Here is a 21922-nt window from a genome sequence, read left to right as displayed (position 1 = left end):
ACAAAACCGAGAAGTAAAAAACTAGTTATTTTTTGCTGCACTTACTAGAGATACAACGTCCCTATCTCTTAATTGATAATCAACAGGTAATCTCAGATTGTATCTCAAATCTTTTCCATAAAGTAATCCCTTGGTGAGATCAGTGTGGATTTCCTTTGCAAGATCACTTATGGTGGCCCCATCTTTTAGTAAAATTAAATCAGGCAGAATCCTACCCTTTTTGTCAGTTAGATTCGTTTCGTCAGCTACGGGATAAATGGAGTTCATTTTCAGTAGTTTGAATACTGCAACATTAATTGCAAATTGAACCCCTGTTCTCATATATTCTCCCATGATTCCTTTTTTGATAAAATTAAGTGCGTTGACTTGTTTCTCATTAAGATCCTCAGATTTGATGATTTCAAATTGTTCAGAACCAGGAGAATATTTTATCAATCCTTTTTGTTCTGCTCTTCTTAGACTAAATTCACTATCCCCACTTACTGGAATAACTATAGAATCATTGTAGCGTTCTCGTAATCTTGCAAAGTTTTTGTCGGCACCTTCAACATCAACTTTGTTGGCAACTATCAAAGTAGGTTTAGATATTTTTCTCAGGTGAGACGTGAATTTCTTGCTATCAACCATATCAAAATTATCAAAGTTTTTTTCTTCCAATCCTGTTGCCAAAAATGTTTCTTTAACATGATTCTTGTTTACACCGATTCCACGGTATAAATCAGTGATAGCATCAGAGATGTCAGTTCCAGTTCTAATGAGTTTGGATATTTTTTCCCTGTTTCCTTCCAAAATTTTATGATACCACATGATTAATTCTTCTTCAATATCGGCAAAATCGGAGATTGGATCTCCAGTGCCAACTTCAGAGATTTTTCCTGTAGAGTCAATCCCTCCAGATGCATCAACGACATGAAGAAGAGCATCAGATTGAGCAGCTATTGATAAGAATTGATTTCCAAGCCCCTTGCCTTTCCACGCGTCTTTGATTAATCCAGGCAAATCAATCAATTCAATAGGAATGTATCTCCAGCCATCAAGACATTTTGAATTATTTGGATTATCCTGAATTTTAAATTCAGGATGGACACATAACGTGATGGCATGTGCAATTCCTGAGACAGGTGATTTAGTAGTGAAAGGATATGATGAAATTTCTTCAGAGGATAACGTTGCAGAATTAAAGAAAGTGGTTTTTCCAGTATTGGTTTTTCCAATTAATCCAAGCTTGATAGGCATGACATAATTCACAGTTGAGAATATTTATCTTTGCCTAGGAATGATTGTGTTTTTGATTTTTGATTTTTTCTAAGGTTTTCTCTATTTCTTTTAGTGCCCAATCAATATCAGATAAATCATCTTCAGATAGGGAACTTTGCCACTTATCCAATACACTGTTTGCAATTTCAGAAGAATTGTAAAGAATGTTCCAGTAGGGATGATGTTCAGCTGTTGCATATGCAAGCTCAGTTACATCATGTAGGCCGTTTTGTGCTCTTGTTAGAGATGTAATTTTTTCACCAAATATTTTGACGATGTTGTTTTCAAGATCTTGTTCTATCTTTAAAGGAATGTTTTGTTTCTCATATTTTTTTGCCAAATCAAGTAAATCATGATAGAAATTCTCAAAAGTCATTTCATCAGTCTCTGATGTTCTGCCAGCATGCATCTATTGAATACAACGTCTATTCCTTCTTTTCTTGCCAGGTTTTCCGCTTCAGAATTATGTATTCCTTCTTGTAACCAAATTACTTTGGGTTTTTTCTTTATCGCATCTTGTATTACAGACAAAACCTGATCTGATGGTCTGAATATATCTACAATGTCAATATCACCATCGATTTCGGAAACAGAGTCATAGCATTTTTTACCCAATATTTCAACAGAAGTGGGATTTACAGGTGTTATGTCATACCCATTTTCCAATAGATATTTTGGGACATAGTGTGCAGCTTTTGAAGAATTTTTGGACATGCCAATTACTGCAACTTTTCTCATGGAAAGAAAATTATGGATTTGTTTATCAGTGTGTTTATCTTGTTCCATAAAAATAGCACAAATTTGCAGAATATAATTTTTGAAAGTTTAAGAAAAACAAAGTATTTTTAGTCATAAGAAAGGAAAAGCAGTGATGGAGACAGAACCAAAAGATCTCATAGTTCTAGGAGCAATTAAACATGGTATTAAGAAATTTGATAAAATCCAGAAAACAACCCAAATTGAAGCTGAAGAACTCAATAAAATTCTAGAGCAATTAGAGAATAGAGGGCTTATCAAAGTAGTTGAGAAAAAGGGATGGTTGGGGAAAAAAATAGAGATGGATATTACCGATAAAGGTTCAAGAGAGGTAGATGAACGCGTGCATGAATTACAAACAAAATGGAATCAAATGTCTCAAATTTACAAAACAGGAGACAAAGAAAAAATGAAGGAATGCATGGAAGAAAACAAGTCATTTTTACCAACAATGATGTTCTTTGGAGTAATGGACATGATGATGTTTTCAATGATGTTCAGTATGATGGGGATGGCGATGTCAGATTATGTTCCAGCAGAAAATATGCCAGAAGGGGCAGACACAGGAATGGATGATGGAAGTATGGATGGAGGGGCTGATGATGGTGGATTCGACATCGATATTGGATTCTAGTTCATATTTTATACTTGAGATTAAAAAAAGACGTTAATTGATTTACAATTCGTTTGACAGTCCAGGATTAGTAAAGGTACTCACATTTTTGCAGACACATAACACGGAATATTTATCGGGTCAAGATTTGAGCGATGTTCTAAGAATCAGTAGAGTAGCAGTATGGAAGCACATCAAAAAAATTCAAGAGTTAGGATATACGGTAGAGTCAAAACAAAAGTTAGGTTACAAGCTTACATCAAATTCAGACGCTCTTTTACCATGGGAGATTACTGCAGGATTAAAAACAAAAAAGATAGGGAAGAAAGCATATTATTTTGATTCAATAGATTCTACTCAAAATCAAGCATTAAAAATGTCAGAAGATTCTGTAAATGACGGTACAATAATTATTGCAGCAAAACAAACAGGAGGAAAAGGCAGATTGGGAAGAAAGTGGATTTCACCAAAAGGGGGCATTTGGTTTTCAATAATATTACAACCAAAGTTTGATATTTCTATCACAACATTATTTCCAATAGCATCATCACTTGCATTATCTTATGCCATTGAAAAAACATTTAAAATTTCACCTGAATTAAAATGGCCTAATGATTTGACAATTAAAGGGAAGAAAGTTGCAGGTATGCTAGTCGATGTATCTTTGGAGTCAAACAAAATCGAAAGCTTGGTTTTAGGAGTTGGGATAAATTTTGACGTAGATACAAAACAAATTGAAAAAACTCTAAAAGGAACATCCAATTTTTACGGGGTAGCATCATTAAGCGAGCAGAAAACGAAAGTAAAGCCAAAAGTGCTGATTCAGACATTTTTAGTAGAATTAGAAAAAATTTATGAGTTACTTAATTCAAAGCAAACAAAAAATATCATTGAAGAATGGACAAAAAGATCATCAACAATCGGTAAAAAAGTAGAACTCAATACAGTTGAAGGCAAAATCAAAGGCGACGCAATAAAAATTGATGACGATGGAGCATTAATTGTATCAGAGAAAAACAAAACAAGTAAAATAATTGCAGGAGACATCATTCATTTATCAAAATAAGATTATTTTTTAGTCTTTTTTGATTGAGTCTTTTTTGATTGAGTCTTTTTTGATTGAGTCTTTTTTGATTGAGTCTTTTTTTGAGAAATCATCGAAGACTGTTCTTTGAGTATATCTTTGAGATCTTTTTGTATCTCAAAAACAGATGAAAGCATTTCTTCTAAAGATTCAGAATATTGTTCATAAGCAGAGATTAATTCAGATTGCTTTTCATTTGTTTTAGATAAAAATTCATTTGAGCGTAACAAGTTTGCAGATATAATCAGTTCAGGAATTTCAGAGGGAGATACGCCTAATTGATTCAAATCAGATCTGATGTCCTGTATTTTTTTTCGTAAATCATAGATTATTTCGCCAGCACCAACTTTTGCCAATACAAAATTCGGTACGGTGAATAAATTAAAGATTTTCTTAAATTAACTATTAAAATAGCAATGCAGAGTATAAGATAGAAATAGATTATATCTAAAACGACACACATGAAAAGCAATACAATGGTAACAAGATATTTCCTAGTCATAATTTTATTGAGTTCAATAATTCTCACAGAAGATGCTTTTGCTCAAACAGGAAAAGAGGCAGAGGTAATGTTTAATCAGGCAACAGATCTTTTTGTTAAAGGAAATTATAAACAAGCCATAACAATCTATGATGAGATTTTAGAGATTGCCCCCAACAATATTTCCACCTTGAAGATGAAAGGAATAGCACAAAGCAATCTTGAGGATCACATGAATTCATTAAAACAATTTTTCAGAGTTTTGCAACATTCTCCAAATGATGCCCTTGCATTAACAGGCATGGGTGTTGGATTTGGCAATCTAGGAGAATATCAAGAATCTATTTCATATATCAATAGAGCACATAATGAAAAACCAAATAGTGTTGTGATTAAAAATTATAAAGAATTCATTGATAAAGTTATTTCAAAATATCCGTACACGCCGACAGAAAAGCCAAAAGGTTTAGAAAAAGAATACGTAGCATCAATTCCAGAATGGGTAAAGCCAATAGCAAAATGGTGGTCTGAAGGAAATATTGATGATGCAGAGTTTGTTTCGGCATTACTATATCTCATAGACAATAAAATAATACAAATTCCTCCAGTAGAAACACAAAATGTATCAGATGAAATTCCAGAATGGGTAAAAAATAACGCAGGATGGTGGGCAGACGGAGAAATAGATGATGAGGCATTTGTTTTAGGAATTCAATATATGATTAAGCAAGGAATAGTTATAGTAAACATTCAAGATGAAAATAAAAAGTCACAGGAACAAATAGAGCATGAATATTATTTGTTCGAAAAATATCTAAGAGACATATCAAATAATATTTCCAAAGAAAAAAGATACATAGAATTTCCAAATCCAAGTAAAGATGTAATTAAGAAATTTCTAAGAGACTACATCAAATGGAATTTTGAGGCAGAAGTTAAAAAGGCCTCAAGTAACTTCCCAGATCCCACATATGAGATAGTTGATGATACATACATAATTTTGTACAAGGTATTCATCAATGAACAGCCAACAGGATTGCCATTAGATCATGTTAACACATTACAAAATTCTTTAGCATTTTGGGAGAAACAGGAATTAAATACAAACAATGAAAAAGCGAAAATAAAATTTGAAATAACAAACCAAAAACACGATGCAAATGTATGGGTAACATGGGTAGTTAGAGACATAGGACAGGGGGTTTTAGGACACGCACATCTTGGAAAGGGCGTTGTAGAGGTAACATTGGGAGATTACAATTGTGATGGAAGTTTTCAATTGTATGATGTGAAAAGTGTTGAAACTATAATGACACATGAATTGGGACATTCAATAGGTTTGAAGCACACAGTAGATCAAGGAAACATAATGTATCCATCTTATTCACCATCATATGCATATTGTCTGTTGAGTTAATTTTGAAAAAATACAATTATGTTCTAAAATATTAGAACAAGTATTAGCTTAACCTACACACAATTAACCCGTAGAAATTAGGTAAAATGAATAATAAGGTAATTGTTCAAACCAATCTATTATGCTTAAAAATACAATGATCTCAGGACCAAAATGCCCATCTTGCGGAAATAAAAAAATGGTCACTGATCAAGATACAGGCGAATTATTTTGTAGCAAATGTGGAATTGTAGTTACTGACAAAATTGCAGATACAGGTGCAGAATGGCGTTCATTTTCAAATGATGAGACAAATAGAACCAGAGTAGGAGCAGGAACATCATTAACAATGCATGATATGGGATTATCTACAGTAATTGGTGCGGCTAACAAAGATTCTACAGGAAAGCCATTATCTGCCAGCGTAAAGAGTTCAATTGAAAGACTCAGAACTTGGGATAGTAGAACACAAGCACATTCATCTGCAGACAGAAATCTTAGACAAGCCCTCAATGAAATGGATAAATTAAAAGATAAACTTGCATTAACTGACGCAGTAGTTGAAAAGGCAGCTTATATTTACAGAAAAGCAATGGAGAGAAAACTAGTTCGAGGCCGTTCAATTCAAGGATTAGTTGCAGCATGTCTTTATGCATCATGTAGAAACACGGAAACGCCTAGAACATTAGATGATATCGCAAAAGGAATCAACATAAGAAGAAAAGATGTTGCCAGGTGCTATAGATTAATTTTCAGAGAATTGGAATTGAAAATGCCGGTAGTGGATCCTGTTAAAGGAGTATCTAGAATTGCAAGCATTGCAGAATTAAGTGAGAAAAGCAAACGAAAGGCAATTGAAATTTTAAATCAAGCAAAAAAAATAGGCATGGTTGCAGGAAAAGATCCAATGGGAATTGCAGCAGCAGCGCTTTATCTAGCTTGTATCAGTACAGGGGAAGTAAAATCCCAGAAAGATATCTCTGTAGCATCAGGAGTAACAGAAGTTACCATAAGAAACAGATGTGCAGGATTAAGAAAAATGCTCAATGATTGAAATGCTAGAGAATAAATGGTCTGATTGGCTAGATTGCAATCAACAAGTTCTTTTAGAAATTCCGGAAAAACCAGGAGTCTATATGATGCATGCCGCCATGAAAATATTATTAATTGGAGGTTCACATAACATGAAAAAATCAATATCAGAAGCATTAGAACAAAAATGTGTTTCAAAAGCAACCAGAATTAGATTTAGAGAAGAAGAGAATTTTGAAGAAATAAGAAAAGAAATGATCACAGATTACAAAAAAAGACATGAGGGAAATATCCCTCAGTGTATGAATTAATTCTGTGATCGTTTAAACTCAAATCTATCCCAAGGAAAAACAACATATGCAGAATTATTTGTCTTTTTAGCATAGATTAACTGTGGCGGATATTTTTTTCCACGTCTTGCAAATAATGTTGCAAAAACAAGTTTTGATGTATTATCCACCTTTGGAATAATATTGTTAAATGTATCACCAGTATCGAAAATATCGTCAACAAATAGGGAATCAGACGAAATTTTGTTTTTATCAACTAGAATCTTTTCAATCCCAAGTTGATCTGCCAATAATCTGGAAGGGATTAATCCACCTCTACTAATAGTAGTGATTGTAGAAAAAGTACGAGGTAGTTTTGCGATTTTTTTTGAAAGTATATTCACCAATGATTCTATTTCATTCCAATCTACATTTTGTTTTAAAGTCATGATGATAATTAGAAAATAACAAATTAAGAACTTATGCTTAGAAGGTTTTTGTCGGAGATTTCTTTAGTGCGTCAATTATTTTAAGAACTTTAAATGGAAGTTTTCCAAAATCAGTATTTTTTTCACACGATAGGAGTAACACATCATCATTGTTTAGAGGAAAACTCATTACAATTACTTTTTCTCTGTAAGACATTGAGAAATGAACTTCACCAAATTCGTGATCAAATTCTCGTCTCATTCTAACACGGAGTGCAAGTTCCATAAACATCATTTCATCTTGTTTTTGAGCCTCAAGTGAAAAGATGCCTTTTTTCATCCCACCAGCCACAAGATGACCCCTGCTGTTAATTATTCTGGCTGAACGCATCATAGGATCTAATTTCAGGATTTTTTGGCAGATTTTTTCAAGTTCTTCTGCATTATCCATTAGTCTAAATTTATAATCGATCTATTTATTGCGATCTGTAATTATGTATATCTATGCAGCCAGAGCAAACTAAGGACAAAGTGGAAATAAGTAAAGAAATGTCAGATCAATTCAAGCATCTGTCATTATTTTGGACAGACATAATGCACTTAATGGCAAGTAAACCTCAAGCTCTAACATCAATTGGGCCAATGCGAGCATTCGCTTCAAACTCTAAGAAAATTTCAACAGAATTAATCGAAATTAATGAAGATTTAATGGAATTTAACAAATATCTTACAGAATACTATAAACAATTATCAGAAGCTTGGGGAGTTGCTCAAAAAAAAGTAAACCTAAAAGCCCCAGAAGTTCCTCAAGATGTTGAACAAATAGAAGCATTCAAAAGAATATGGATTGACATATTTGATAATGACTTTACAGAATTGTTTGATTCTACAAAGTTTGGAGAGAATTACGGTAAACTCGTATCAAAAGAACTTGAATTAACCAAGCATTGGAATAACATATCAAATGTGATTTTGCAATCAGTTAATCTACCAAGTAAGGAAGAAATAGACGAGGTATACAAAGAAATTCATTCATTAAAAAAAAGAGTTGCAAAATTAGAATTAGAATTAAAGAAAAGGGAGATGAAGAAAAATGCAAAGTGAGTCAAAGATTGATCCAAAAATTATTGAAGAGATTTTAAAATTCAGTAAGAATGTGATAAATGCTCCAAAATTAGTATCTGCCCCAGACGAGATTGTTTTAGAAGTTACTCCCCACGATATAGTACAAGAGATGGACAAAACAAGGTTAATTCACTATAGATCAATCACTGATAAACAACATAAAACACCATTATTGATTTCATATGCACTGATTAACAGATATCACATACTAGATATTCAACCAGAAAAAAGTTGGGTGAGGAATTTACTTCAACAAGGATTCGATGTATACATGTTAGATTGGGGAACACCAACTAGTATGGACAAATATCTTGATTTTGATGATTATGTAAACGGATACTTGGATTCCTATGTAGAATATATCAAAAATGAATCATCAAATGAAAAAATTTCATTACAAGGATATTGTACTGGAGCAACAATTGCTACGGCATACACATCATTGCATCCAGAAAGTGTAAAAAACTACATTGCTACTGCACCGGTAATTGACGGATGGCGAGATACCACTGTAATTAGTAATCTAGCAAAGCATATGGATGTAGATAAAATGGTAGAAATTATTGGAAACATGCCTCCAGAGTTCATGTATTATTGTTTTTCAGTTCTCAAACCATTTGAACAGGGAATAGAAAAATACGTCAAATTTTTTAAAAATATAGACAACAAGCAATTTGTAGATAATTTTCTAAGAGTCGAAAAATGGTTAGGAGATACACCACCAATTCCAGGCGAATTATTCAAACAGTGGATTAAAGACATCTATCAAGACAACCTATTGATTCAAAACAAGATGTACATACAGGGGCAAAGAATTGATTTAAAAAAAATTGACATGCCAGTATTTACACAAGTTGCAGTAGGAGATCATCTAGTATCACCGGAATGCAGTATGCCTTTGCATTATGCTATTGGGAGTGAAGATAAAACATTGAGAATGTATCCAACAGGCCATGTGGGAATGATTGCAAGTTCATTGTCACAAAAGAAGGTATTACCAGAGCTTGGACAATGGCTAGCTGAAAGATCATAAAAAAGGAAAAAGAAAAAAATTCTTTCTAGTTATTCTTTGTAGTGAATACAGAAATCCATGATTGTAGAATATTTCTGTTTAGGTCAGCAAAAGATTTTGCATTATCGTTGAATGTTTTGATGTTTTGTTGTGTTGCATCGATAGTTGCAAGTGCTACTTGATTCTGTATAGAAGTAGCCTTTACAAATTCTTCAGTTGTATCATGAATTACTTTTAGTGTTGTTTCAGGAATATTTGCTGCAATACCTGCTTTCTTTACATATTCTTTTTGTAGTGTGATGGTTGAATCTACTATGTTTTCATATGCTTGTAGGTATTCCTGTTGTACGTTAGTAATTGATTGATGATACTGTGGTACGGATTGTTTGATACCATTGAAGATTTTATCTATATTTTCTTGATATGTAGAAAATAGATCTTTTGAATTTCCGGTTGTTTCGTTTTTACTCATTGTTTCACCTCCTTATTTTTTGATTTTTTTGCAATTGGCAAGATGATAACTTGAACCAAGTCACCGTCACTCAATCCAAGTGCATTACGTTCAGCTTCAGGAATTGAAATTCGTCCATTACTACTAATGGTAGTTTTGTATGCACCCCAATTCATAAAGGATGGAAGCATTTGTCCAATGTTAAACATGGTATCCATGCTTTTGTTTTGCATCGATGTCACATTTTCCATAATGTTAGATTGAGCTTTTCTAGTACTTTCAGAAACACCCTTTAGAGTTTCTAATGGATTGAATGTTTGACCAGGCTGATTTGTCATCAATGCGCCAAAATTTTTTATAAATTCTGCTTGAGCACGTCCACTTTTTTGGATCCAAGATTTGAACATCTCACTAGGATCGTATAGGTTTTGATTACCAGTCATAGGTAATCATTGGAAATAACTCATATTTAAATGATCTAAGGATCGGCTAAAAACTCTAAAACTTTGTTAGAAAAAATATCGGGTTTTTGCACGTATGGAGTGTGACCACATTTATCTATTTTAAAAAGGCGGCATCCTTGAATTTTAGAAACAAAAACATCAGAATTTTCTATCGGAATAACTGGATCATCGACCCCCCAAATAACTAGAGTAGGGTTAGTTATAGATTCGAGTTTCGAAGTAGCCAGTTTGGAATTTTTCAATCCCAAAATAGTAGACATGAAAGCTAGTTTTGCATTAGGTAATTTCATTCGCTCTATAAAGCCATTAACAACATCTTCAGGAACTTCTTCACCAGAGCCCTCCATTAGTTCAAATGCTTTTTTTGCATTTATTTCATTTGGATATAATGCAGCCATTATGTATGCATCAAGCGCGGGAGTAGAATGATCCAGGACTCCTGATGGAGATGTAAGAATCAGTTTCTCAACATTCTGAGGATGAGATATTGTAAATTCGGCAGATATTTGTCCTCCTAATGAAGAACCCACTATACTTGCGCGATCGATGTTTGTTGCATTAAAAAATTTTTTTAAAAAATCTGAAAAAAAAATAGGAGTATAATCTACCAAAGGCTTATCACTATAACCAAATCCAATTAAATCAGGAACCAATACACGGTAGTTTTTTGCAAAAATTGGAATGACTTTATTCCATCGTTCAGCTGATGCTCCCAAACCATGAACAAGAACAAGAATTTTTTGAGAATCTCCAGATTCTAGATACCGAATCTTATTTTCATCAATTTGAAGAAATTTTTCCTCCACTGTCGTAGCTCATTAAAATCACTAGATAAATTTAATGAAAATTGCGATCATGTGCTTTTTAGGATTTAAATTTGAAATACATGATATTGATTAGCTTTTTTAAGTTCAAAAATATTTGATTCTATGTGATACAAAAGAAAATTTCAAAAATTTTAGTACCGTTAGACGGTTCAAAAAACTCAATTAGAGGATTGGAGATGGCGATTACTTTGGCCAGACAAAGTGGTGCAATTATTACTGGAGTTTATTCTATTTATGCACCACCTCATTCGGAATTTAGAGGGGTAGGCTCAGTTGAAAAGGCTCTAAATAGAGAAGTGAAGAAAATTATGGAAGATGCCAAAGTTTTAGCAGCACAGAACGGAATAGTATTCAAAGAAAAAATAATGAGAGGAGAAACAGGATACAACATCATCAAATTGGCACACGGTAAAGAAAAATTCGACATGATAGTCATGGGATCACGTGGAAGAAGTTCAGCTAAAGAAATGTTTTTTGGAAGTACATCAAACTATGTGATTCATACGTCCAAAATTCCGGTTGTAATAGTAAAATAATTTTAAGAAAATCCGTGTTTTTTGAAATATTTTTGATGGTATTCTTCAGCTTTGTAAAACGTGGGAGCCGGAACAATTTCAGTTACAATAGGGTTTTCAAACCTACCTGATTTTTCAAGATCCTGTTTTGATTTTTCTGCAATTTTTTTTTGTTCTTCATCATGAACAAAAATTGCTGAACGGTATTGATGTCCAACATCAGGCCCCTGACGATTCAAAGTGGTAGGATTATGATTATTCCAAAACACATCTAAAAGGTCTTCATAAGATATTTCATCTGGATCAAATTCTACTTCAACAGCTTCTGCATGCCCTGTTTGATCAGTACATACTTCTTCATAAGTTGGATTAGGTAGTTGACCTCCAATATATCCCACATGTGTAGACTTGATCCCTTTAGTTTTATTAAACAAATCTTCGACATGCCAAAAACACCCAGCACCAAATGTTGCTTTCATATTATTTTTTATTTATCATAGAATTAAAACCATTCTAAACTATTCAATTATGATGATATCATTTTGAATAAGGAATTTGATTGAATTGATAAATTCTTGTTGAGAGATTAAATCATTTGCCCACCAATGAGAAATATTTCTAAACCACGAAGGTACATTGTCAAATGTAGAATAGGCATAATCGATGTTTGGAATTACAATTATTTTATTTTGTAACATAAAATCTAATCCAGTCATGAATTCTGAATCAGATATTTCTCCAGTAGCCCAATTTTTAGCATATGTCTTAATCCAGTCTGGAATATTTGTAGAAAATCCCAATACGTCATAAATTGTTTTTTCAGGAAATTGTGAATCAAACCAAGAGCGGTATTGAGGTTCAGTGTTATATCTGTCAATATAGTATTGTGGAGATTTATCATGAGAGGGAAAATTTTCAATATGAGTAGGGCTGTAACCTACAACATCATAAATTTCGTAAAATGGGAATTGTGAATCAAACCAAGAGCGGTATTGAGGTTCAGTGTTATATCTGTCAATATAGTATTGTGGAGATTTATCAAAAGCAGGAAATCCCAAAATTCTCATTTTAGGGTTTTCTGTAAAGGAAACATCAGATACATCATCAGATACATCATCAGATTTTTGTTCAGGTGATGGAGGCAAAGGGTTTGATTGAGACACGGTTGATTGAGAACTGCTTGATGTATTTTCATAATCAATCGATTTTTCAAGATTTCCACCATATGAGATTTTTATGACGTATTCTCCATTTTCATTCCAAGTTGGACCACCCGTGTGAATAGTTTTTGTGAAAGTACCATCAGATTTTGGGATGATGCTGTCAATATGAGCCAAACCACTTCCGCTAGGAGTGATAATTTGAACTATAATTGTTGGAATTGCAGGATCAACATCAACATTTCCAGAGATTCTCATAGAGTCGCCCAGATAATACAGTGTTTTATCAGTAGTGAAATTATTCACAGTTGCATGTGTGGAAGTCAAACCAAGCGGTGCAAGTAATAGTAATAAAAATAATATAAAAAAATATTTCATATTTGAATGATGATTCGATCAGAGATAATTAAACAATTCTACAGATATAGATGGCAGTTTTAAGTAACGTCGGTGAATATTTCAACGACTTTTTTTGCCAAAGTTTCAATATTAGCAGTAGGTTCAGCTGAAATTAACAAAAGAATTTGTGTGATCGGGAACGGAAAGCTTACCAAAACTGCCTTGTCACGTCGGGCTGCAAGATAATTAATTGGTCCCAAACTTTCATCATATTCTTTACGAATAGATGCTTTTGAAACAAACTCCAGAAAAGACTGCAATCTCGTCTCATCACCTTCGTGAGGAACAAGTCCTTCCTTAAATCCACCAGCTATCAGTTGGCCATCTTTATCAACAATGCCTGCAAATCTAATCTCCTTTTCATGAAGCAATTCATCACATTTTTCACTATATAATTTCAAAGCAACATCAGGTTTTAACATTGTAATATTAGTTAAGACATCAAAAATAAAAACCTAGTCAATTTCAAGAAACTTAAACCAGACCACAACAAAATTCCAAATTGGTCTTCATGTTTAAGAATTTTTTACATGGAATTAATAAGCAAAAGTAAGAGATAGTTCATTATTGAAAACAGTGATTTGGGGAATTTTAGGAATTTTTATAATTTTTAGTTTTAATGCTCAAAGTGCTTTTGCCCACACACCTGATTTTGAGATAACCACCACAGAAGATATTTTAAAATTTTGTGAGTTTTTTTATGAAGAATACCAATTACTTGGCATTTATGATTTAACGTTACAGCATCCACAGTTTCCAAATCTTAGAGCATGCGCAATTTTATACAATCATGTGGCATGGAATAGTACTCACGAGGCAAGAAATATTGTATTAATTGCTGAAATTGAAAAATATCTGGGAGATTCAAGTTACATCAAAGATAGACACATAGTTATTTCAGATATAATTCCTGATTGGGCAAAAAGAGAGGCAAGATTATGGGTCAATGGAGAAAATCAAGATGCTGGTTTTGCATACGTTGTTAGAACAATGTTAGAAGCAGGAATTTTAAAATTAGATTTTATTGAAAAAAATTGTGATGGAAATGAAATATGTTTGAAAGAAGGAGATTTTATCAAGTATTCCCATTTTGATAAGTTTGGAAACATCTCAACAATTAAACACACAGTAAAATCAATTATCAATGAAGAAATCACATTAACTGTAGAAAAAATTTCTGATGAGGGAAAAATAAAAGAAGAAATCACATTAGAGAAAAATGGGCTTATCAAAAACGATGAATGTTGTGAATATTACGAATTTGTCGTTCCAACTCAGATTAGTTTGGGAGACAAGATTTCAAATAATTTAAAAATTGTAAGTGAGACCACCCATATTTTTGAAAATCAGATGAAACAATCATGGTATGCAACGGATACAACTGGTCAGAATACCAAAGTGATTGACAAAAATACAGGACTAGTATTTCTGTATGAGCATCATGAAACAACTGTGTTATCAGTAGGGGAGAAAACGAAAATTACAGATACTAACTTTTTTGATTCCAAATATAACATAGAGGAACATCAAATAAAAATTCCAGAATGGTTGAAAAAAACAACAGTATGGTTACTAGATGAAAGAATTCCAGAAGAAGAGTATTTGCGAGCTATTGAAAATCTAATTTCTCGAAACATCATCAAAGTATAACTACATATGACATTTTAATAAAACATAATCAATTATTTTGTCTTCAGATGCTTGTCTCATTTTTAAAAGAGATTTGAAAAGAATTTGTTCGACATATTTGGGATAATTTTCTAAAATCAATTTTTTCAATCGTTCTCTATTTTCAAGATAATAATTCGTTAGAGGAGGATAAACATCAGAACCAATGTATAGTTCATCAGAAATTGAAAATCCAGTGTCTATAAGTAGATTTTTCAAATAATCCAAACTGTAGTGTTCAGAGGACCAAGTAAATTTCAAAACTCCTAATTTTCCAAATGATGAATTTCCAGTTGTTATAGGAATTGCAATTACAAGTAATCCAGATGTGCTCAATATTCTTTTTGATTCACAGATAAAATCAGATAAAGGACGGAAGTGTTGTGCAGATTCCAATGCCAATACACGATCAACAGAATTATTAGCAAAGGGTAATTTTGTAGAAGTAGCGTTTAAGAACTCTATGTTTTTTTGTGTTCCAGAAGAAATTAGTTGGTTGAAATTAATGTTTATATCATACAACTCCAAATTTGGAAAAACATCTCCCCATAATTTTGATGGAGCAGACAAACCACTTCCAACATCTACCACATGTTTTGCAGAAGACAATTCAGCTAAATCTCCAAAAATCAAACACAGATTATTTTGAGCTGAAATAGGATCTGCATTACATGATGACCAATAACCAAAATTAAGCATAGAGCCACCTGTTGCTATCTGCATGACTGGTGAAAGAGTGTTGTAAAGATTGACAACATCTTTTTCATTTCTTCGAAATGTCCAGAGTAATGCATGAAAAGGATTAATCGATATCAAAAATAATTTCAAATTTATTTAAAATTGAGGGGTATTAATTTCTAGGGCAATCCTTCTGAATCCTCAGCACAGTGCTTATGAACCCAAATATCATCTTTGTTTTTTGAGATCTCTTTTCCTGGTTGAATTTTATCCCCACAGGAGCTACATGATGTAGCAAATTTTGCTTTCATAGATATCCATCAGTATTCCAGAATAAATTATCTATGTTGGAATAGATATTAGCTAGTGATTAACACATTTTATTAATTTGAGTTGAATATTGAAATTATGGATGAATCAAATTCAGAAGGATCATCAAAGATAATTATTGCAAAATGGGCAGACAGATTTTTTGCGTGGTTAATTGATTTTATCATTGTTTCAAGTATTTCAACGGTTCTAATTTTTGTTTCATTCGGTTCATTAGATTATGAGTTTGAAGAAAATTCATTTTGGATGGAAAACATACAATACATTCCAACCAGTATTTTATTTTTTGTGTATTGGACTGTGTTAGAATACAAAATAGGTCAAACAGTTGGGAAAAAAATCATGAATTTAAAAACAGTTAACATTATTGGAGAAAGGCCAAGTTTGAAAGGCATATTGATCAGTAGTTTCGGTAAAGCATTTTTGCTTCCAATAGACGTAGTTTTAGGATGGTTTTTGACCAATGAGAAACGTCAAAGAATTTTCAATAAACTAGGAGACACATTGGTTGTAAAAATCAAAGATGTGGATGATATTTCAGATATCAAATATTTGAAAGATTAAATTTTGTCAGATTTTCTTGAATAATTACTTTGAAGATTTAACCAACAGATCTATTAGCAAGTTTTAAAATATTTTGCTTGATGTCTGATAATCATAAAGAATGGTGGGCAGGATTGCCAAAAGAACTTCAAAACGACATAGAATTGGAAGAATAATTCATCTAAAGAGGTAATTTTATGGTAAAAGTTGTAGGATTATTACTAACAGATATGTTTCCACCATGTTGTTCAACTATGCTTTTACAAATTACTAACCCTAGGCCAGTACCAGTATTTTTTGTTGTAAACATTGGTTCAAAGATTTTTTCCATGTTTTCATCAGGAATTCCAGGACCCGAATCCTTTACTTTGATAGTAACAAATTCAGAATCCAAAGATAATGAAATATCAATTTCACCCTGGCCGTCTAATGCATGAACTGCATTATTGATCAAATTAGACATTACACCTTCAATCTTTCTACGATCGCAGTTCAAAGTCACATCATTCTCAGGCAATTTGATTATAATACCATAAGAGGAACGCACATGATTCATAGACAATCTCAGAATACTCAAAAATGGAACTTTTTTCTTGTTTATTTCACTGGTTCTGGCAAAATCTAAAACATCATCTATTATTCTATGCATATCAAAGATGGAGTTTTGTAATCGAAACCATTTTTCTTTATCTTTAGAATCCAGTTTTGAGAGAATCTCAGGTGTTAACATATCAGCATATGTATGCAATATTGTCAAGGGATTTTTCAGGTCATGAGCAATCCTGCTTGCCATAGTTCCTATTGTTGCTAGTCGTTCGTTCTTCACGATGTCAGAACTTTTCATTGCAACTTTAGCTGCAAGTGAAAGATTTTGTTGCGCTAGTTGCTTTTCAGCATGTGAGAGTTTTTCTTGCATTTGTTTTTCTCTAGTAATATCAGTTCTGATCGCAACATAATATTTTATATTTTTTTGAGAATCCATAATTGGAATAATTGTAGTTTTAACCCAATAAAATGAACCATCTTTTGCACGATTCTTTATTTCACCATTCCAATTTTTCCCCTTAGATATTGTAGTCCACAATTCATTGTAAAATTGGTCGGAATGTTTACCAGATTTCAATAACCTATGGTTTTGCCCCAATAATTCGTCTTCAGAATATTTTGATATTTCACAAAATTTTTTGTTTGCATACACAATAGTCCCTTCATTGTCAGTAACTGTAGCAATAGAATGATCTGTAAGAATTTCTTCCAAATCAGACAAATTCAAATTTAATTTTTTTAATGATGATGTAAGACCCATATATATTCAGATTTATCATTTGATATAATACAAGCGCTTGTGTGTTATTTTCGATAACAGAGTAAATAGTAGTATATTATAGGCATGCCAAATACGCCAATTCTTTTTAAAAATATTATGACAGGAGCAGGAATTGAATCAGCATAGAAGTCCCTCAGATTAGGAATACTATTTTCTACAAACGAGATAATTTAGAGAACATAAAAAAATTACAATTAGAACATATTTTTTGAAACTATCCATAAGCTTAAGTTCATTCGTTTTGTTAGAAATTTGTGAGTGAGCGAAAATTTTACATTTGTAAAAATTGCGGAATTGAATTTCCATCAACAGAAGTTAGGTTGTATTGCAAAGTTTGTAAATCAAATTTAGATAAATCAGGAAATTTGCCAAAACTTTAGCAAACCCTTAAGTTTGTTCTTTTTGTAAAAGACGTGTGAATTGTTTTGTTTGTGGTAAAAAGAAAGAAGATTATCAGGTATGGACAAACAAAACAGTCATTGGTGCTACATATGACTCAGAATTTCAGAACAAGGACATTATACGAGATTTATCAGACAAGTCTGTAATTTGTCATGATTGTATTAAAAATATAGAAAAACAAATTTGATCAGAAAAGAAATAATACACTTATTGAAAAAATATTCCATTTAACATCAATGGATTATTTTTAACATACTTGTATAGTGTAAAGGATGAGAAAAAATCAACTCAGAAAGAAATTGTCAAAAAATATTTGGAGGGATAGAAACTGAAGAATTAATCAATCCAGTATCTTTCCAACAAAGCATTGTTTGCAAATTTTACTTCAAATTTAGGAATAAAATTTATTCAAAATTCAATCATCCACAACAAATAATGAATTTGATAATCTGAATGAAAATTGATGTTGCCAGGAAATAATTTTTTTGTCGTGTATAGTATCCACTAGGAAATTTATAATCATATAAAAAAATCTATAGCATTAGCTAAAGAATGATTAAAAATAAAATCATCGTACAAGTCGTGTATATTTTTCCACTTGATGAATGAAATGATTCATCGCGCATAGTCTCTATGTAAGTGGCTGAACCGATGTGTTGGTCTATTAGTAAAGGCTGGCTCACCACTCGCCGAAGCTTGTGATCCACACCACCTTCCTATCAACGCAGTATTCTGCTGCCGACCTTCATCTTACGAAAGAATAACTTGTCTCGGGATAGGATTCGTGCTTAGATGCTTTCAGCACTTAGCCTAAATGGCTTAGCTGCCCGGCCTGCCTTATCAGACAACCGGTAAACCAGTGGCCACGCTGCTCTGTTCCTCTCGTACTCGGAGCAACTTCCCCTCAGTTATTCGCGCTTCCATCAGGCAGAGACCGACCTGTCTCACGACGGTCTAAACCCAGCTCATGTTCCCTTTTAATAGGCGAGCAGCCTCACCCTTGGCCCCTGCTGCAGGACCAGGATAGGAAAAGCCGACATCGAGGTACCAAACCGCGGGGTCGATAGGAGCTCTCGCCCGCGACGAGCCTGTTATCCCTGGGGTAATTTTTCTGTCACCTCCGGGCCCCAATAGTGGGCACACGAAGGATCGCTAAGCCAGACTTTCGTCTATGAATTCCGTGCGTTTGGAAATCCATTCAGTCGAGTTTTTGGCTTTGCCCTCTTCAACGGATTTCTGCCCCGTTTGAACTCAACTTTGGGCCCCTTTGATATCTTTTCAAAGGGGTGCCGCCCCAGCCGAACTGCCCACCTGCACGTGTCTCCGGTCTTCACTGGATAAGTGGTACTGCAAAAAGAGTCTGGTGTTACATCGTTGCTTCTTAACATCCCGGGGAATGTTAAGCATGGCTCCCAGATACCCTGTGCAATTCTTACTATACCACAAGCACAAGCTGCAGTAAAACTCCACGGGGTCTTCTCTCCCCGATGGAAGTTGATGGACTGTTCGTCCACCTTATGTGGCTTCACCGGGTTGTAGGCGGGGACAGTGGGGCTCTCGTTGTTCCATTCATGCGCGTCGGAACTTACCCGACAAGGCATTTGGCTACCTTAAGAGAGTCAGAGTTACTCCCGGCGTTAACCGGCCCTTAGCTCGGTTGAACCCAAGTTTTAGGTACCGGCACCGGCCAGGATTCAGCGACTATACAAATCCTTTCGGACTAGCAGTCGCCTGTGTTTTTATTAAACAGTCGAAACCCCCTTGTCATTGCAACCTGCGGTCCCCATTCCTCATGAAGACCGCAGGCATCCCTTATACCTAAGCTACAGGACTAATTTGCCGAATTCCCTCGCCATACGGTATACCCGTAGCACCTTAGCTTTCTAAGCCAGCGCACCTGTGTCGGTTCTGGGTACGAACTTACATTTTGCTAACTACACAGTCTTTCATGGTCTCCTGGACTCGAGGAAACTTCGCTAACGCGAAGCCATTCCTACCTCGGACTGGTTCTCGTCATTACGACACTCCCCAATCCTTGAATAGTTAGATACAACGATGATTGTACAACCCCTATCCGGAAGCTAACCATATAGCTCAAACGCTCCATGTAAGGTACTAGAATATTAACTAGTTTCCCATTCGATTTACTCTTTTGAGGCAAACCTTAGGATCGACTACCTCCAGGCTGATAACGCATTGCCTGGAAACCCTTACGCTTGCGGTGGTATAGATTCTCACTATACTATGCTGTTACTGCCGCCAAGATCTGCAATAGAAACCGGTCCACAGGACGTCACCGCCCTGCTTCGACCCAATCACTACGCCAACCTACCACGAATCATCCACTGATGATTATCTAAAGTATCGGTACTTTGCTTTAGCCCCGTCCGTTTTTGAGGCATCCCCCCTCGGCAGGTAAGTTGTTACACACTTTTTAAAGGATAGCTGCTTCTGAGCTTACCTCCCTGCTGTCTTGGCGAGAATACGCTCTTTAGCTTGACACTTAGCAAAGATTTGGGGACCTTAACTTCAGTCTGGGTTAAACCCCTTTCGGTCATGAGCCTTACGCCACATGAACCCGTGTCCTTGCTTCTACGATGTGTATCCGTTCGGAGTTTGAATGAGAGGTGAGGGATTTCTCCCCCGCGCCTCTCTATCAGTGCTCTACCGGAAACACTATCTCCACAAAGCACGCCCTGCGAGACGCTTCGGTTGGAACTAGCGAGCGCCAGTCTAGATTGGTTTTTGACCCCTATTCCCAAGTCACAACAACGATTTGCACGTCAGAACGTCTTAAGACCTCCAGCGGGCTTTCGCCCGCCTTCGTCTAGCTCAGGAATAGATCGACTGGCTTCTAGCCTAGCCGCTATGACTCTACGCACTTTCACACGCTTCTCCTGACTTCTTGCGAAGCTGCGAGAACTCGGTTTCCCTTCGCATACACCTTTACAGGTTTAAGCTTGCCATAACGGTTAGCTCCTTGGCCCGTGTTTCGAGACGGAACGCGTGACACTGATGATTTGAACATCAAATCTTCAACTCTATTGCTAGAATCTCCAATCTGAAAAAATCACCTTTCATGCCACGCACGTCTGTAAGCAATAGGTTTCATGCACTTTTCGCCCCCCTTCCGGGGTACTTTTCAGCTTTCCCTCACGGTACTAGTCCACTATCGGTCTTGAGAGATATTTAGCCTCGGATGCTACTTTCACCCATATTCATTGCCCACTACCAAGGACAACTACTCGGGTATGAATAGGACTATTCACACTTCGCTTAAGGGGGTATCACCCTCTATGCCAGAACTTTTCAGATCATTTCAGCTGTGCTCCAAGATTCCATATTATCATACCAAAACACCACATCTCCCGAAGGATTCAGTTTGGGCTCTTTCCTTTTCGATCGCCTCTACTTGGGAAATCTCAATTGATTTCTTTTCCACGTGGTACTAAGATGCTTCAATTCCCACGGTTCGACTTCCAATACTAGTGTACTGGAATACACAAATGTGTAAGATTCTCATTCGGACATCTCGGGATCATAGGATGCGTGCGCCTACCCCGAGCTTATCGCAGCTTGCCACGTCCTTCTTCTCTCCTCAAGCCTAGCAATCCACCTATTGCCGTCTTTACATCGGCAAATTCAGCCACATATTACACGACTATGCACGACGATCATTGCAAGCTCCTGGCAGAGACCTGCTAC

Annotated in this window: 26 protein-coding genes and 1 rRNA gene; 11 read left to right on the top strand and 16 right to left on the bottom strand. The window is 34.8% G+C overall.

Translation table 11 applies throughout. The features are described from left to right. Window positions 1-21: 21 nt before the first annotated feature. The 3 genes from K5783_RS02625 to K5783_RS02615 are packed head-to-tail and all read right to left on the bottom strand — an operon-like array spanning window position 22 to window position 2043. Window positions 22-1236 carry a redox-regulated ATPase YchF gene (locus tag K5783_RS02625; RefSeq protein ID WP_297471998.1) on the bottom strand — a complete coding sequence of 405 codons (1215 nt, stop codon included), beginning with the start codon at window positions 1234-1236 and terminating at the stop codon, window positions 22-24. A 34-nt stretch (window positions 1237-1270) separates the two neighbouring features. Beyond that, window positions 1271-1633 carry a hypothetical protein gene (locus tag K5783_RS02620; protein WP_297471997.1) on the bottom strand — a complete coding sequence of 121 codons (363 nt, stop codon included), beginning with the start codon at window positions 1631-1633 and terminating at the stop codon, window positions 1271-1273. Next, a complete protein-coding gene (locus K5783_RS02615; protein WP_297471996.1) occupies window positions 1630-2043 on the bottom strand; it encodes a CoA-binding protein in 414 nt (137 codons plus the stop codon). The genes K5783_RS02620 and K5783_RS02615 overlap by 4 nt, the downstream gene beginning before the upstream one ends. 85 nt (window positions 2044-2128) lie before the next feature. Here K5783_RS02615 and K5783_RS02610 point away from each other — a divergent pair, with 85 nt between their 5' ends. Then, on the top strand, window positions 2129-2647 hold the full coding sequence (locus tag K5783_RS02610) for a hypothetical protein (RefSeq protein WP_297471995.1): 519 nt from the start codon (window positions 2129-2131) through the stop codon (window positions 2645-2647). Window positions 2648-2684: 37 nt separating this feature from the next. After that, window positions 2685-3692: a biotin--[acetyl-CoA-carboxylase] ligase gene (locus K5783_RS02605; protein ID WP_297471994.1), complete on the top strand. Its 1008-nt coding sequence runs from the start codon at window positions 2685-2687 to the stop codon at window positions 3690-3692. Between the two features lie 2 nt (window positions 3693-3694). Here K5783_RS02605 and K5783_RS02600 read toward each other — a convergent pair whose 3' ends face one another. Further along, complete coding sequence (locus tag K5783_RS02600) at window positions 3695-4066, bottom strand: hypothetical protein (protein WP_297471993.1); 372 nt, start codon at window positions 4064-4066, stop codon at window positions 3695-3697. Between the two features lie 105 nt (window positions 4067-4171). Here K5783_RS02600 and K5783_RS02595 point away from each other — a divergent pair, with 105 nt between their 5' ends. From K5783_RS02595 to K5783_RS02585, 3 genes are all read left to right on the top strand, one after another. After that, a complete protein-coding gene (locus tag K5783_RS02595; RefSeq protein WP_297471992.1) occupies window positions 4172-5608 on the top strand; it encodes a M57 family metalloprotease in 1437 nt (478 codons plus the stop codon). Window positions 5609-5729: 121 nt separating this feature from the next. Further along, the gene (locus tag K5783_RS02590) at window positions 5730-6641 is read left to right on the top strand and encodes a TFIIB-type zinc ribbon-containing protein (RefSeq protein ID WP_109877209.1); all 912 of its coding nucleotides are present in this window, start codon (window positions 5730-5732) and stop codon (window positions 6639-6641) included. After that, entirely contained in the window at window positions 6634-6930 is a 297-nt protein-coding gene (locus tag K5783_RS02585) for a hypothetical protein (RefSeq protein ID WP_297471991.1), read from the top strand. Before K5783_RS02590 ends, K5783_RS02585 begins: the two co-directional genes overlap by 8 nt. On the opposite strand, the gene K5783_RS02580 is transcribed toward K5783_RS02585, so the two are convergent. Together K5783_RS02580 and K5783_RS02575 are read right to left on the bottom strand one after the other, a co-directional pair. Next, window positions 6927-7337, bottom strand: coding sequence for a phosphoribosyltransferase (locus tag K5783_RS02580; RefSeq protein WP_297471990.1), 411 nt, complete (start codon window positions 7335-7337; stop codon window positions 6927-6929). The genes K5783_RS02585 and K5783_RS02580 overlap by 4 nt on opposite strands. Before the next feature lie 37 nt (window positions 7338-7374). After that, on the bottom strand, window positions 7375-7767 hold the full coding sequence (locus K5783_RS02575) for a DUF6659 family protein (protein WP_297471989.1): 393 nt from the start codon (window positions 7765-7767) through the stop codon (window positions 7375-7377). Window positions 7768-7820: 53 nt separating this feature from the next. Here K5783_RS02575 and K5783_RS02570 point away from each other — a divergent pair, with 53 nt between their 5' ends. Both K5783_RS02570 and phaC read left to right on the top strand, forming a co-directional pair. Continuing rightward, on the top strand, window positions 7821-8420 hold the full coding sequence (locus K5783_RS02570) for a poly(R)-hydroxyalkanoic acid synthase subunit PhaE (protein WP_297471988.1): 600 nt from the start codon (window positions 7821-7823) through the stop codon (window positions 8418-8420). Further along, window positions 8410-9474, top strand: coding sequence for a class III poly(R)-hydroxyalkanoic acid synthase subunit PhaC (gene phaC / locus K5783_RS02565; protein ID WP_297471987.1), 1065 nt, complete (start codon window positions 8410-8412; stop codon window positions 9472-9474). Before K5783_RS02570 ends, phaC begins: the two co-directional genes overlap by 11 nt. 25 nt (window positions 9475-9499) lie before the next feature. On the opposite strand, the gene K5783_RS02560 is transcribed toward phaC, so the two are convergent. From K5783_RS02560 to K5783_RS02550, 3 genes are read right to left on the bottom strand one after another with little or no spacing between them, the layout of a single operon-like run. Further along, entirely contained in the window at window positions 9500-9925 is a 426-nt protein-coding gene (locus K5783_RS02560) for a hypothetical protein (protein WP_297471986.1), read from the bottom strand. Beyond that, on the bottom strand, window positions 9922-10347 hold the full coding sequence (locus tag K5783_RS02555; protein ID WP_297471985.1) for an AbrB/MazE/SpoVT family DNA-binding domain-containing protein: 426 nt from the start codon (window positions 10345-10347) through the stop codon (window positions 9922-9924). Before K5783_RS02555 ends, K5783_RS02560 begins: the two co-directional genes overlap by 4 nt. Before the next feature lie 35 nt (window positions 10348-10382). Next, window positions 10383-11174, bottom strand: coding sequence for an alpha/beta hydrolase (locus K5783_RS02550; RefSeq protein WP_297471984.1), 792 nt, complete (start codon window positions 11172-11174; stop codon window positions 10383-10385). Between the two features lie 125 nt (window positions 11175-11299). Between K5783_RS02550 and K5783_RS02545 the strand changes: the two genes are divergently transcribed. Beyond that, the gene (locus K5783_RS02545) at window positions 11300-11731 is read left to right on the top strand and encodes a universal stress protein (RefSeq protein WP_297471983.1); all 432 of its coding nucleotides are present in this window, start codon (window positions 11300-11302) and stop codon (window positions 11729-11731) included. Between the two features lie 2 nt (window positions 11732-11733). Here the strand turns inward: K5783_RS02545 and msrA are convergent, their stop codons facing one another. From msrA to K5783_RS02530, 3 genes are read right to left on the bottom strand one after another with little or no spacing between them, the layout of a single operon-like run. Beyond that, the gene (msrA, locus tag K5783_RS02540; protein ID WP_297471982.1) at window positions 11734-12189 is read right to left on the bottom strand and encodes a peptide-methionine (S)-S-oxide reductase MsrA; all 456 of its coding nucleotides are present in this window, start codon (window positions 12187-12189) and stop codon (window positions 11734-11736) included. 39 nt (window positions 12190-12228) lie between these two features. Continuing rightward, window positions 12229-13248, bottom strand: coding sequence for a hypothetical protein (locus tag K5783_RS02535; RefSeq protein ID WP_297471981.1), 1020 nt, complete (start codon window positions 13246-13248; stop codon window positions 12229-12231). A 59-nt stretch (window positions 13249-13307) separates the two neighbouring features. Continuing rightward, on the bottom strand, window positions 13308-13691 hold the full coding sequence (locus K5783_RS02530; protein ID WP_297471980.1) for a DUF6659 family protein: 384 nt from the start codon (window positions 13689-13691) through the stop codon (window positions 13308-13310). Window positions 13692-13845: 154 nt separating this feature from the next. Between K5783_RS02530 and K5783_RS02525 the strand changes: the two genes are divergently transcribed. Then, window positions 13846-14919 carry a hypothetical protein gene (locus tag K5783_RS02525; RefSeq protein ID WP_297472697.1) on the top strand — a complete coding sequence of 358 codons (1074 nt, stop codon included), beginning with the start codon at window positions 13846-13848 and terminating at the stop codon, window positions 14917-14919. On the opposite strand, the gene K5783_RS02520 is transcribed toward K5783_RS02525, so the two are convergent. Continuing rightward, window positions 14920-15765 carry a class I SAM-dependent methyltransferase gene (locus K5783_RS02520; RefSeq protein ID WP_297471979.1) on the bottom strand — a complete coding sequence of 282 codons (846 nt, stop codon included), beginning with the start codon at window positions 15763-15765 and terminating at the stop codon, window positions 14920-14922. A gap of 29 nt (window positions 15766-15794) precedes the next feature. Beyond that, the gene (locus K5783_RS02515) at window positions 15795-15926 is read right to left on the bottom strand and encodes a hypothetical protein (protein WP_263970077.1); all 132 of its coding nucleotides are present in this window, start codon (window positions 15924-15926) and stop codon (window positions 15795-15797) included. A gap of 97 nt (window positions 15927-16023) precedes the next feature. On the opposite strand from K5783_RS02515, the gene K5783_RS02510 reads away from it, so the two are divergent. Continuing rightward, window positions 16024-16509: an RDD family protein gene (locus K5783_RS02510; protein ID WP_297471978.1), complete on the top strand. Its 486-nt coding sequence runs from the start codon at window positions 16024-16026 to the stop codon at window positions 16507-16509. A 160-nt stretch (window positions 16510-16669) separates the two neighbouring features. Here the strand turns inward: K5783_RS02510 and K5783_RS02505 are convergent, their stop codons facing one another. Continuing rightward, window positions 16670-17794: a PAS domain-containing sensor histidine kinase gene (locus tag K5783_RS02505; RefSeq protein ID WP_297471977.1), complete on the bottom strand. Its 1125-nt coding sequence runs from the start codon at window positions 17792-17794 to the stop codon at window positions 16670-16672. Between the two features lie 436 nt (window positions 17795-18230). On the opposite strand from K5783_RS02505, the gene K5783_RS02500 reads away from it, so the two are divergent. Further along, window positions 18231-18404, top strand: a complete 174-nt coding sequence (locus tag K5783_RS02500; protein WP_297471976.1) for a hypothetical protein — start codon at window positions 18231-18233, stop codon at window positions 18402-18404. A gap of 457 nt (window positions 18405-18861) precedes the next feature. Here the strand turns inward: K5783_RS02500 and K5783_RS02495 are convergent. Continuing rightward, window positions 18862-21858, bottom strand: a 23S ribosomal RNA gene (locus K5783_RS02495). Between the last annotated feature and the right edge of the window lie 64 nt (window positions 21859-21922).

This window comes from Nitrosopumilus sp., from assembly GCF_025699125.1.
In the GTDB taxonomy this organism is placed as follows: Archaea; Thermoproteota; Nitrososphaeria; order Nitrososphaerales; family Nitrosopumilaceae; genus Nitrosopumilus.
Note: the sequence above shows the minus strand (reverse complement) of the source record. Positions and strands in the feature narration are given on the sequence as shown.